This is a genomic window from Burkholderia sp. BCC1993, assembly GCF_905339865.1.
Lineage (GTDB): Bacteria > Pseudomonadota > Gammaproteobacteria > Burkholderiales > Burkholderiaceae > Burkholderia.
The window spans coordinates 248,652-261,404 of sequence record NZ_CAJPGZ010000003.1 but is presented as its reverse complement, the minus strand read 5'-3'; the positions used below and the strand labels follow the sequence as shown (position 1 = coordinate 261,404).

Below are 12,753 nucleotides of genomic sequence, written 5' to 3'. Positions count from 1 at the left end.
GTTCGATTGAGGGAAGCGATTGCAACGTCCATCCATCCGGATGGTTCGAGAAATTCCCGATCAGTGGATCGATGGGGCATTGCTCGCGTAGAGTCCTGATGCATGGTGGTTATATTCCTCGACTGATACATGCCGTTCGAGATGCTGGGTATGCACTTTAACCGGAAAGATCGATCGTGGTGACAGTATGCTAGACCGGTTGCGCTATTGGGTTAGAAGCTTGGCCGCGAGATTGCTTTTCACGAGTATTATCGCGTTGACTGTCAGTACTGCGCTGCTGGCGGGTGTCATAGTTGTCGTATTGAAATATTTTCCAGAACAGATACTCGGTCGCCCCGACAAAGTGATTAGCCCCGGTAACGTTGCTACCTACGTCGAGTTCGATGAGCAACATAATGGATTGTCGGTCCGGTTGCCGGAGCATCTGGTTTGGTTCTTTGATACGTTTCCCGAGGCTGCGAGCTATCAGATACTGGATGGTCGCGCGCAGGTCGTGGCGGCTTCTCGTGGGGCAGGCCGCATGAAATGGCCGAGGATCAACGGTCTCATAACGCGAACGGAATCCAGTGTCACGGATAGGCAGGGGACTTTCAAGGTTGTTACGCTGCGGCTGCCACGAGGTGCGACAAGCTTCTTTATTCAAACATCGATCGATGAGAAGTTAGTGGATATCATCGCGAGTGAGGAAATCGAGCCCATTCGCAGAGTTGCGAAAGGAATCCTGTTTCTGTTCTTCGCGACGATCGTCTTTGGGCTTGCCATGACGTTGACAGTACGCAGAGTGCTCAAGCCGTTGCGCAATGCATCTAGCGAAGCTGCACTCATTACGCCACGAAATATAACTGCGCGCTTGTCTACTGTCGATATTCCGTTGGAAATAAAGCCGTTGATCAAGGCATTTAATGAAACACTCGACCGCCTGGAAAATGGATATATTGTTCAGCATCGCTTTATTTCATCGGCTGCTCATGAGCTGCAAACGCCGCTGACTCTGATTAGAGGGAGAATCGAACTCCATCCAGATATAGACGATAAAGAGCAACTGATCTCGGAAATCGATCTGATGGCAAGACAAGTCCGGCAACTTCTTCATCTAGCCGAAGTGAGCGAAGAGCAGAATTTCAGTTTTCGTGATGTGAAGGTGTCGAGTGCCGTGCAGGATGTCACCGATTACTTGGGTCGAAAGGCCAATAGCATGCATGTCAAACTCGAGGTGAGTGAGTTCAGCCCGGCGAAGCATGTGATTGCCGACGAAGGGGCATTTTTCGTTCTGTTAAAGAATCTAATTGAAAATGCGATCAACGTTTCTCCACCGAGTTCAACCGTGCATGTCCTCGTAGTCTCGGACGCGATACACGTTCAAGATCAGGGGCCGGGAATTAACCCCGATTACTTTCCGTTCTTGTTCGAGCGATTCTGGCGAGCCCCTGGTACGATCCATGAGGGAGCCGGGTTAGGCCTCGCTATCTGCAGCGAGATTGTGCGTGCGCATGGGTGGTCAATATCGGTCAAAAATCAATCGTCTGGAGCGAGGTTTACTGTTTTCTTCGCAGATAATGGTTTGCGAGAAGATTGATGGGGTCAACATATCATCTATGTCAACATTTTCTCCGATTATCCGCACATCTGACCGGCGACGCTGACGTCGATGCTTGATAAGAGCCGTTCGAGCGTGTAAGTGGGAAGTAAGTAAATCGGTCATAAAGTAATAGGGTGGGCACGTGTAGAAATGGCTCGACATTCAAATATGAAAGAGGAAATTCGATGAATTCGGCTCGCATCGTACTAGTAATCTGGATTGCTACATTTATTTGTGGATGTGCTGGGAATGTCAAGAGGCAGGAGGAAATCGGCTTGTCGGTTTATGCGCCGGCTCTGACGCAGTCGACGTCAGAAATTGCGGATGAGCGGGCCCGGGAAGTGTCGGCGGGTCAAGAGATCGTCGGACCGTTGGATGGGCGTGATATCACCTCTGTGGCAAGGAACGAAGGATCAGCTTCGATAGTTCATCGCGCATTTGATTTGGAGCAAAAAAATGTAATGGTGAATGACCCTTGGGAGGGTTTCAATCGTCGTATGCACGGCGTAAATAACGTACTGGACAGGTTTGTTACTCATCCTATTGCGAAAGTGTACGACACCATTACGCCCAACGTAGTGCAGACAGGTGTCACAAAGTTCTTTGGAAACCTGAAAGAACCGGCCTCTGCTGTCAATCAAATTCTGCAAGGCAGGCCGGGAAGGGCTGCAAAGTCTCTAGGTCGATTTGTCGTAAATGCAACGGTAGGAATTGGCGGGATTTTTGATCCGGCGACCGGTCTTGGAATACAGAAGGAGGACGCTGATTTTGGTCAGACGTTTGCGGCGTGGGGATGGCGTGATTCGCGGTATTTGGTGCTTCCTCTTATGGGGCCCCGGACACTTCGAGATTCTGTTGCGATGTTTGGAGACCAACAGATTTCTCCAATCGGCAAAGTGTCAAATGCAACGGTTGCCAATGGGTTGACTCTCGTGCAGATGACCAACGCAAGAGCGCAGGCTTTACCGTTCGACGAGGCCCGAAAAGCGGCTACTGACGACTACCTCTTTGTCCGGGACGCTTGGATGCAAAGGCGGGTCAGTCAAATTGAAGCTAGAGCCTCAGATTCACTATGCGTTGGAAAAAATGTCGGTCTAGATTGTAAGTGATCGTCGACGGTGAAAATTCAGCATATTGGTACGCTGGTAGCATTACTATACCTCGCATTTTTCAAATCGCGCCATCGGCGGCGTTGCGCCGATGGCTTGCTTCCCGCAGCGAGAAACCATCTCCTGACGATTCACAAGCGGATAGCTTCAGGATGTTGCCGATGCTTCACCAAAAAGTTGGCCACCGCCAGCCCAATCCGACGGCGCAACATCTTCGAAAATGACGTAGATGTACTTTGGATCGGTGCCAGTATTCTTGGAGATGCTCTCGGTGATCTCGGCTGCGACTGCCTTCTTGGCAGCGCTGTCCTTACCTTCAAACCAGCTTACTCGCACAACGGGCATGATGGAGGTCCTTAAAAAATCAAAATGTATGTGCCTGGATCGTGTAATTGCTCGCAATCGTGGCACGCGAAATGGAAGTGTGGCTTACCGTATCGATGAGAAAAGTAGGCAATCGATACTTCCTATCGGAGTAGCAACTAGTCTAAAGGTAGTGTGGGAAAAACTCTAAGCCAGTGGGTCGTTGCATTGCGTGAGCCGCCATGAGCGAAGGTATCTCATTTGGAATAAGAGAAGGTGAATCGTCAGGTTGGTGCTAATCCACGGATTCAAGGAACGCACATAAATCGTTCGTGAACTTAAAGGGGTTTTTAAACATCAGGAAGTGATCTCCTTCATCGCCCCTGGTGTAGATGTGAAGTTTTGCGTCTTCGATCACGGATTGAGCCCAACGCTGACTCGGAACATTATTCGTTTCTTCCCCGGTGAACAGGGCGGTCGGAATGTTGATCTTGCTTCGCAACACATCACGCCAATCATTGGTTGCGTGATCGAAAAGAACGAGTTTCAGGAAGGCAGGATCGTTCCTGATGAAATAGTTCGCGAACGCCTCTGAGTTTTCGTAGGGCTTTGATCCTCGTGTGAGATATCGTTCGACCACCTTCGCATCAACAATCAAGCTGTTTGTTGACGCGCCATCGACGAACGCGGCAATCATTCTCTCGACCGACGTCGTCATGCCGCCTGCTGCCAAACGTTCCGCTTCGCTCCAGTCTGAGTGACAGTAAATTGAAATGGGCTCGTCCACGAAAACTGCCTTTCGTATTGCTCTGGTACCGAATAAGTCGATATAGGCCCAGATGACGGAAGCGCCCATAGACCATCCACAGAAGTGCGCACGATCGATTCCCAAGTGGTCCAAGAATTCCTTGAGGTCCATAGCAAATCGTGCAATACGCATACCAAAATTGACGCGCTGTGAAAGCCCCTGATTCCGAGGGTCAAGAACGTACACACGATACTTCTTTCGCAACAGAAAGAGCACATTGATGTAGTGCGCTCCGCTCGCGCTCCAACCCGGAACAAAGATGATTGGCGCCCCTTCGCCCGCAGTCCAGTAGGCGAGCTCGACGCCGTCGCTTGTGATAAACCGTTCAATGCGTAGATCAGTGAAATCCGAGAGACGGCGGGGTAGCTGATCGAGAGGATGGGGAAAGACGAAATCTTCTCCCAAGACTTTGGTAGCGGAACTGGTCATGATTTCCTGGAAGGCTGATTTCGGCCTGTTTGCGCCATTTCAATTTTCAGGCGGCTAGAGAAGATACGCTCGGATCAATTGAGCGAAACGAGTTCGTCGAACAATATGCTCAACATCATTGTTTGCTGGATTCCTCGCCCATTTCTTTTGCACGGGCGTTCGCCGCGAATGCTGCGAACACAATCGCATCCTTGATGTTGGAGGCATCGAATGACGAGAGCGCCGCCGCTGTCGTACCTCCCTTGGACGTCACGCGCTCGCGCAGTACTGCCGGCGAATCGTGAGACTGCAGCGCGAGCTGGGCCGAACCTGCGAAGGTTGCGATGGCGAGCGCGCGACTCTGCTGCTCGTCCATTCCGAGCCGGCGCCCTGCGTCCTCAAGAGCCTCAATGAAATAGAACACGTAAGCTGGGCCGCTGCCCGAAATGGCCGTAACCGCGTCGATCTTCGTTTCGTCGTCGAACCAGACCGTCTGGCCGACGGCGCTGAGCACGTCGCTGGCGAGTTGACGGCCCGCCGCGTCCACGCTTCTGCTGGCAAAGAGGCCGGTCGCGCCCATTCCAATTAGCGCGGGCGTATTTGGCATTGCGCGCACGATGCGAGCGTGGCCATTTAGCCAGCGAGACAGGTCTTCGACGCGGACTCCAGCGAGAATGCTGATAACGACCTGATGCGCGCTCAAGTGAGGTGCGAGCGATCCGGCCACGGTTTTTGCGATTTGCGGCTTGACCGCAAGCAGAACCGCATCGTATTCGGCGAGCGCACCGTCGGCGGCCATACTGGTGCGGATCCCGAACTGTTCCTCGTTGCGTTTGCGTGTTTCCTCGCTCGGTGCGATCGCGTACAGATGCTCGACGGATACGCCCTTGCGGATCAAGCCGCCAATGAGTGCGGCGGCCATGTTACCGCCGCCAATGAAGGCAATTTTCATAGTGGTGGACCAGGTCAGGGAAACAATAGAGTAGTCTGAATACGCACACGTTCGCCGTGCCACTTTGGCAAATCGACGAATGGCATGTCGGAACGGAATAGATGAAGTGCCGTTCCGACATACTTTTTTGTGTTGCTTCTCGATCCCCGGTCCTACTCAGACCCGCTCGATGACGACCGCCAATCCTTGCCCAACTCCAATGCACAGACTGACCACCGCATACCGTCCGCCGCGTCGCTCGAGCTCTCGTGCGGCATTCAGCAAAATACGCGCGCCGGATGCGCCCAAAGGATGTCCGACTGCGATGGCACCGCCGTTCGGATTAACGCGCGGATCGTCGAACGCAATGTTTAATAGCTTCAGGCATCCGAGCACTTGCGAAGCGAACGCCTCGTTGATCTCGATGACGTCCATATCGCTCAGCGTCAATCCAGCCCGTTCAAGCGCTTTGGGAATCGCGTAGGCTGGCCCGATGCCCATCACTCGAGGTTCAACGCCAGCTGCGGCACCCGCCAGAATTCGAGCCATGGGCTTGGTATCGGCCTCGTCGCCGACGGCCCGGTTTCCCACGAGTAATGCCACTGCGCCATCGTTTACGCCTGATGCGTTTCCGGCGGTCGTCACGCCCCCCGCGTGAAGCGGGCGGAGCGCCGCCAATGTGTCTATTGTGGTTTCCGCACGAGGATGCTCATCTACCTCGATCACTTTGGGCGGACTTTTTTTGCCGGTAGGCACCGAAACCGGAAGGATTTCGCCGGCGAGAAATCCAGACATCTGCGCAGCGGCAAACTTTGCCTGAGAGCCTGCCGCAAAGCGATCGCTGTCATCGCGAGTCAGGGCGAGGTCACTGGCCACGTTATCGGCGGTTTGCGGCATCGTGTCGGCACCGAACTCACGTTCAATCGCAGGATTCGGAAAACGGGCGCCGATCGCCGAATCATAAACCTTGAACTCCCGACCGAACGCTGCCTCGCTCTTGGCGACGACGAAGGGAGCGCGGCTCATGCTTTCCACACCACCTGTTACATATAGTTCACCTTCTCCGGCGGTGATAGCTCGAGCCGTGTCAAGGACTGCGGCGAGGCCGCTCGAACAGAGTCGATTCACAGTCTGGCCCGGCGTGCTAGCAGGCAGGCCGGCCAATAGTGCAGCATGGCGAGCGATGTTTCGGCTGTCCTCGCCGGCTTGGCACGCACAACCCAAGACCACGTCCTCGATCTGGTCGGCGCGAAATGGACTGTCTTCGACAACGCGACGAATAACAGCGGCGATGAGATCGTCAGGGCGGACTGGGGCGAGCGCGCCCCCGACTCGGCCGAACGGCGTCCTAAGCCCGGCGTACAGATAGGCATCTAGCATGGTGGGGTTCCTGTGAAAATAGCGCTGAAATAGCAGGGGCTGCCTGACGCTGTTGCCTCGTACCCTGCAAAACATTAGGGCCAAATGCGCTGCCCAAATAGCGTTCCTGCACCAGGACCGCACTGAGTTGCGCAACCTAGAGTTCGGGCGTGAGACCTACGTCCTGCAAGTTGGCAGTCGCCCCAGTCGGTTTCACACCCGCATCAATACCGGCGCTTGCGGCGGCCGACCTATTCTAGCGCATCGGTAACAAAATACAACAAGATCATGATATAATATGCGTTCTTGGCTATGTTTTTTTACGATGGATTTGGCGGGGTGGAGGTGATTTTCATGGACTATTCATCATATACATGATGCAAAATTGTGTGCCGCCTAGCGTGGCGACGGTGAGCTGGATAGGAGCCCATGAACGATAGTGCTTCCAGGCACCGAGTCCTCGGTCTCAATGAAGACTCGGCGTAGAAGCGCCGGTATCGGAGATGCGCGAGCCTGTGATCGTGGGCGATGTAGTTGCAGCGTGCGCACCGGTCTGTCGTCACCGCAGTGCCGGGTTGCACGCTGGCATAGAGCTTCTGTGTCTGCCGGTGCCGCGCTCCCTACCGATAGCGCTCGTGCATCTCGGTTCTACAGCCTGTGACGATTTATCCGATTTTGCATCCATCGTTCCTCGCCGATGCATCGTCGCGCATCCCGGGTTCAGGAAAAAAGGTGCCGACCTGCAGCGCATTCACGGCCCACCATTGGCAGTGCGGGCTCGAGCGAGTTTCGAGCAAAAGCCGTCCTCTTCGGGCCGGTAATCGTGCGGGCATGGGGCGCTGACGGCCACGTCCTGCCTGTCGAAAAGGCCACGGCAGGAAACGGAGGTTCAATGCTCGATCGAATCAGTCGAACGTCTCGATTCGACATTTCCGTTAGCCGTCGCGCCGTAGTCGACCATATGTGAGCGGGCGGCTTCTATTCGCGCTGTGGCTGCCTCCAGATCTGAAGGATAGTAAGACGCATCGGTGCTCAATGCCGGGGAATAGCCAGCCTTTTCATATCGAACCAGATCGTCGAACACCTGCACGCGCGACAACGGTTGGCTGGTTTGGGGAAACGCAAATGCGGGGACGATAAGCGCGATCGAAAATATGAACTTGCTTTTACACATCGTGGGCTTTTCTCCGTGAATTTGAATGATATAGACGCACCGGGTGATTTGCTCGACCTGAGCAAGGGTGGGCCATCATCTGCACAACCATTGTTCGTGCGCAGTCCGAGTAAGGTCGTATTCGATGTACGGCTTGTTGGTTGAGGCGAAAATTTCGTATAGGCACCGGCATTCCGTCTGGATATGCTATGTGCTCCGCGTCGCCTCGGAGTTACCCTTCGCGATCACTTCTTCAAGTGGCGATTGAGGATCGAGCAACGCTGAACGAATGAGATGTAGGTGTCCGACGATCTGCCAGATGCGCCGACCACGCTCGTCCGAGAGTTCGGTTGCTGACATTTCCTCGAGGAACGGCGTCGCCGCATCGGTTGCCGCACGTGTTGCCGACAATGCTCGATTGAATCGTGCCCGAGTCGGATGGCGAAATAGCCCCCCGATCCGGTTTCGCAATGTGTCCAAATCTGCAAAGTACTTTGCGTCACGAGGTGTTTTTTCGACTAGCGGCGCATAGCAGGCTTGATGAAGATCGATCATCGCGCTACCGATTTCGATCACGATGAAGAACCACCGCAACGCTTCTTTCCGCGCGGCCGGTCCGGATCCGGAAAACACAAGAAGTTGGAAGGCCAAATCGCGAGCGCTGCTCTCGAAGCGTGAGCGAAAGTGCCTAACGTCGCGGCGCACCGGCATGTCACACGCAGTTATGATGTGCCGTCGGATTTCGATCAGCAGTAGACGACGCAGCCATGCGGCGGCCGGGGGCGCAAATACCGCATATGAAAGTGACGACGCGAGCATTGCCAGGACGAGGGCGATGGCGTCGTTGATGAATGCGTCCGGCGCGAAGACAGTCATATTGTCCGGCCCGGCAAGAAAGCAGAAGAAGATGCAATAGCCAACGCCGTACCCCGCCCATTGTGGCCGAACCGACATGAACAGGCCCAGCAGCAGAAATGGCGTGAGTGCGACGCACAGCAGCGGGAAGCCGTCAATCCGAGGGTAGAGGCCGAATGTCGCTAGCATGCCGGCGATGGCGGCGAGAATCGTCCCGCCGGCCATTTGCCGCGCGGTGCGGCTCGGATTCGCGGTGGAAGATACTAGTGCGCAAATTGCGGCCCCGACGAGCGTGAAAGTCGTGCCGCTGGGCCACGCGGTGGTGATCCAGAATGATCCGAGCAGCGTTACGACAAGCGCGGCGCGCACGCCGGCTACGCATGCTGCGAGCATGCTCGTCTTCGGTTCAAATGTGCCATCCCAGTCGTCCCGGGCATGACCGTAGCCCACCAAGGACGCATACGTTGCGGCCAGGGCCTGCATGTCGTCGACAAATCGGCGGAGAAGCTCGATGCCGGTCTCGAATTCCAACAGGGCGATCGCCGATTCGTTGGTCAACAGGCTTCGTTGCTTCGTCGCTCGGTCGGCCAATGTTGTCCTGTACGCGTGCAATTGATTCGCGACTACGGCCGCATCCTCCGGCTTTTCGGACGACGTCCCATTTCGACAGAGTAGCGGCGGAATCTCTCTGAAGTGCTCGTGCAACGCGACAACGACGGCCGCGGATTGCGACGTCCGTAGTCTGTCCATCAGCTGGTGGAGTGCATGAAGCCGTGTGGCCGCCGCCATGAATTCCGCATTGAGACGCGCCAATCGCACCGTTCTCCGCCGACCCTCTGGGCCTTCGAAGAGCACCATGCTTCTCGAGGATTCAAAGCTGATGGCATCCGCGATGAAATCGGCGTTGGCCGACTCGATGCTGTCGGGATCGATACGCCCGCCCATCAACGCGCAGACGTAGTCGACAAAGGTTTGGAAGCGCGTGCCGGCCGAAGTACGCATGCGAGGCCCGATATGTTGCGGGAACACCAGCGCGCTAACGGCGCCGGCGCAGACGATCCCGAGCACCACCTCGGCGACGCGCGTCAACGCGGACAGGAAAGCGCTGTCGGGGTGCTGGGACGCCGGTATACCGATCAGCGCAGCCGTGTAGCCAGCGAGCACGAAGCCGTATGAGCGGAAATTCCGGTTTCGTGCGGCACCGGCCGTGCAGATTCCGACCCAAAGGGCCGTGCATACGATGAATGGCTCTGGTTGCTGCGGAAACAAGCCGACGAGCGCTAGCATCACGACTAGGCCGACCAGCGTGCCGCAGATCCGGTAGAAGCTCTTCGCGAACACCATGCCGCTCTGTGGCTGCATAACGATGAACACGGTGGTCATCGCCGTGCGCGGCTGCGGGAGCTCGAGTTTCATCGCAATGAAGAGCGACAGAAACACCGCGAGTAGGACCTTCGCCATATACAGCCAGGTGAGGCCGTCCGTCTGGAGCCAGTCCGTCGCGATGGTGGACCATTCCGCCGCTCGCGCGGGTTTTGGCGATTTCACGACATCCATATTTTGAATCCGGATACGCCCAAGGACCATGCCGGACCGGCTTCCCAGGGTGGAACAGATTGTATTTTTTGCAAATGCTGCGATAAATCGCCGTCTTTGCAATCTGCTTTTAAGTGGATTGCAATGATGTTTTTTGCGGACCGTGCAACAATCGCGGCAGGTCACATCTGGACGCTCTATGGATACACTTCAAAATATGCGCGTATTCATGCGCGTCGTCGAAATGGGAAGCTTCACTGCGGCCGCATCGAGCCTTGACTTCACGACAGCCCATACGTCACGCGCGGTCTCCGATCTCGAGCGCCATCTGAGAACTCGGTTGCTCAACAGAACGACACGTCGCGTCGCGATGACCGAAGCCGGGGCGAGATATTTCCAGCACTGCCGGCAAATCCTCGCCCATGTCGATCAAGCCGAAGCGGAAGCGGCGAGGGCACATGCACGTCCGTCTGGAAAACTACGAGTGCGCGCGCCTATTGGATTTGGTCAGCACTATCTGATCAAAGCGATCGGTGAATATCAGAGACGCTATCCAGACGTTAGGGTGCAGCTCACGCTTGCCCATGGTTCGGTTGATCTCGTCGACGAAGGCTATGACGTGGCCATCGCTGCGGCGATAGCGCTGTCGGATTCGGCACTGATTTCGCAAAGAATCGGCGCCGCGTTCAGTATCGCGTGCGCGTCACCCGCTTACCTCGATGCGCATGGGATCCCGCAAGATCCCGGCGATCTCTTGGAGCACACGTGCATCCACTTGAACACGCCGGAATTCCCGATGAACGTATGGACTTTCGGCGGGCCAGACGGAGAGCAGACGATTCGACTTCGGCCCGCGATGCTGGAAGTCAATACGCCGGAAGCGCTTGCCGCTGGCGTGCGGGAAAGCCTGGGGATCGGCCTGATTCCGATCTATTCAGCGATTGGCGGGCTGCGCAACGGGGAACTCGCCTGGATACTTCCCGAGTACAAGTCGCAGCAGATGGGAGTGTATGCGATGTATCCGTCCCGGCAATATGTCGACGCGAAGATTCGCACTTGGGTCGACTATTTGAAGAGCACGATGCCGGCGATCATGGCAACCGATCAGGATGCGGTGCGTCCCTTTGCGCGATGATGAGTGAGTTTTTCCGGATCGACATGCCGAACTACGCGGCACGCCGGGCGGTTGCCGTCAGCGCTTCGTGGCGGGCGATGCCATGCCGAATGCCACGTTCCTGCCGAATCAGATCGGCAGCGAGGACATGAGGTTGATCTGCCGAATCGGAATCTCGGTCTTCACACTCTACGCGCCCTTGTTTCTCGTCAGGTGATCGATCTGGAACTGATGGTATGTATCCAGCTTGACTGCAGCAGCGCGGAGCAGAAATTTGCAATCTCCCGCACCGTACGGCGAAAGCGAGAACTCGGTAACGGCGGACTCGGCATGGCTCCGTTCATAGGAGCCGTTGAGACTCGCACGATTGCGCTCGACCCTGCGGCCAGCAGTGCGTCGATCGAAGGCAGGCGGATGTCCAGCTACGGACGGGCCGGCTCGTCGAAGTCCGCCTTGTTTATCGCTCTCGCAGTCAGGAACAGCGGAAGCTACCCGCTCGTCAATTTCTGGAACGCCATCGCCCCGGCGTCGTGCCGATCTTGCGTCGGAACGCTTCCGTAAAATGCGACTGGCTTGAGAAACCGAGACCATACGCAATGTCAGCAATGGAGCGACTCGTATCCGATTGAAGTATCCGGCTAGCAGATTCGATACGCCGTTCGGTGACATAGCCATACGGTGCCATTTCAAAAGTCGCTTTGAAGGCGCGAGAGAAGTGCGACGGGCTCATGCTGACAAGCGTTGCGAGAATTTCGACCGAAAGATCCGTGGCGAGGTTTTGCGCAATATAGTCGCGGAGGAGCAAGCGCTCCGAAGTGGAAAATTTCGCTCTGGACTTCGTGTCGGCTCGGCGACATGCCCCATAGCGCTCTATTAATAGGCCCAACAAAGCGATGGAGAGACCCTGCGCGTAGAGTGCGCCCCGCGGGCCACCTGCCTCTGCCTCGTACCAAAGCGATATCGTCAGCTCAGTGAGGGGGGCATCGAACAATTCGTGGGTTGTCGTCAAATGGAAGCCGCTGCCTTGAGCATGCAGCAGTTGATTCACCATCACGGCCGGGAACTGCACACCCACTACCTCGCCCCGGACGCCCTGCCAAGTCGCGTGATCGACGCAATAGTTGTCACTATATAGATCGAACATCATCGGGGACGCATCAAGGTCGCGAACATAGTTGCGGCTCGCGTATCGGCGTCTCCTGCGGCCCGAGCGGGCTATGGCGAGAGAATGATGGTTTGGTATCAAATTGGTGACTTCGGCGTCTCCCGGAAGCATCTGAATCATCATCGGGAGTCCAGACCAAGACGAGTGGGCACGTCTCACGGGGATGAGCAATTTGTCGCCGTCGGTTCCGGACGCGGTATCGCAAGTTCCCCAGTCTGACTTCAAGGAGAGATATCTCCGTCGTATCTGATAGCAGAGCAAAAACACATTGCCAAAAATCCCGGAAGCATTCTAAGGCTCTCGGTTGGCCGTTCACAACCTCGGGGAAACCCATGGCGCCAGACAGCAGAAAGTTGAAACGCAGCAGTCGAATTTCGATAGACCCGTGTCGACTAGCGCCGTTATCGTCCGCTCCGAGGTGATACGGCCGCGG

At 55.8% G+C, this 12,753-nt stretch carries 10 protein-coding genes; 3 read left to right on the top strand and 7 right to left on the bottom strand.

All coding sequences use genetic code 11. The features are described from left to right. Window positions 1-256 precede the first annotated feature (256 nt). Together U4Y91_RS06225 and U4Y91_RS06220 are read left to right on the top strand one after the other, a co-directional pair. Window positions 257-1,576, top strand: coding sequence for a sensor histidine kinase (locus tag U4Y91_RS06225; RefSeq protein WP_321804138.1), 1,320 nt, complete (start codon window positions 257-259; stop codon window positions 1,574-1,576). A 188-nt stretch (window positions 1,577-1,764) separates the two neighbouring features. Beyond that, window positions 1,765-2,688, top strand: coding sequence for a VacJ family lipoprotein (locus U4Y91_RS06220; RefSeq protein ID WP_321804136.1), 924 nt, complete (start codon window positions 1,765-1,767; stop codon window positions 2,686-2,688). A 147-nt stretch (window positions 2,689-2,835) separates the two neighbouring features. Here the strand turns inward: U4Y91_RS06220 and U4Y91_RS06215 are convergent, their stop codons facing one another. The 6 genes from U4Y91_RS06215 to U4Y91_RS06190 form a co-directional block, all read right to left on the bottom strand. Continuing rightward, window positions 2,836-3,033 carry a 4-oxalocrotonate tautomerase family protein gene (locus tag U4Y91_RS06215; RefSeq protein WP_321804134.1) on the bottom strand — a complete coding sequence of 66 codons (198 nt, stop codon included), beginning with the start codon at window positions 3,031-3,033 and terminating at the stop codon, window positions 2,836-2,838. Window positions 3,034-3,286: 253 nt separating this feature from the next. Beyond that, the gene (locus U4Y91_RS06210; protein ID WP_321804132.1) at window positions 3,287-4,228 is read right to left on the bottom strand and encodes an alpha/beta hydrolase; all 942 of its coding nucleotides are present in this window, start codon (window positions 4,226-4,228) and stop codon (window positions 3,287-3,289) included. Window positions 4,229-4,343: 115 nt separating this feature from the next. Next, window positions 4,344-5,159, bottom strand: a complete 816-nt coding sequence (gene proC, locus U4Y91_RS06205; RefSeq protein ID WP_321804131.1) for a pyrroline-5-carboxylate reductase — start codon at window positions 5,157-5,159, stop codon at window positions 4,344-4,346. A 156-nt stretch (window positions 5,160-5,315) separates the two neighbouring features. Beyond that, entirely contained in the window at window positions 5,316-6,518 is a 1,203-nt protein-coding gene (locus tag U4Y91_RS06200; RefSeq protein WP_321804130.1) for a 3-oxoadipyl-CoA thiolase, read from the bottom strand. A gap of 868 nt (window positions 6,519-7,386) precedes the next feature. Continuing rightward, complete coding sequence (locus U4Y91_RS06195; RefSeq protein WP_321804129.1) at window positions 7,387-7,671, bottom strand: DUF4148 domain-containing protein; 285 nt, start codon at window positions 7,669-7,671, stop codon at window positions 7,387-7,389. 186 nt (window positions 7,672-7,857) lie between these two features. Next, a complete protein-coding gene (locus tag U4Y91_RS06190) occupies window positions 7,858-10,062 on the bottom strand; it encodes an FUSC family protein (RefSeq protein ID WP_321804128.1) in 2,205 nt (734 codons plus the stop codon). Window positions 10,063-10,240: 178 nt separating this feature from the next. On the opposite strand from U4Y91_RS06190, the gene U4Y91_RS06185 reads away from it, so the two are divergent. After that, complete coding sequence (locus U4Y91_RS06185) at window positions 10,241-11,176, top strand: LysR family transcriptional regulator (RefSeq protein ID WP_321804126.1); 936 nt, start codon at window positions 10,241-10,243, stop codon at window positions 11,174-11,176. Between the two features lie 478 nt (window positions 11,177-11,654). Here the strand turns inward: U4Y91_RS06185 and U4Y91_RS06180 are convergent, their stop codons facing one another. Further along, window positions 11,655-12,443: an AraC family transcriptional regulator gene (locus tag U4Y91_RS06180; RefSeq protein ID WP_321804124.1), complete on the bottom strand. Its 789-nt coding sequence runs from the start codon at window positions 12,441-12,443 to the stop codon at window positions 11,655-11,657. Window positions 12,444-12,753 lie beyond the last annotated feature (310 nt).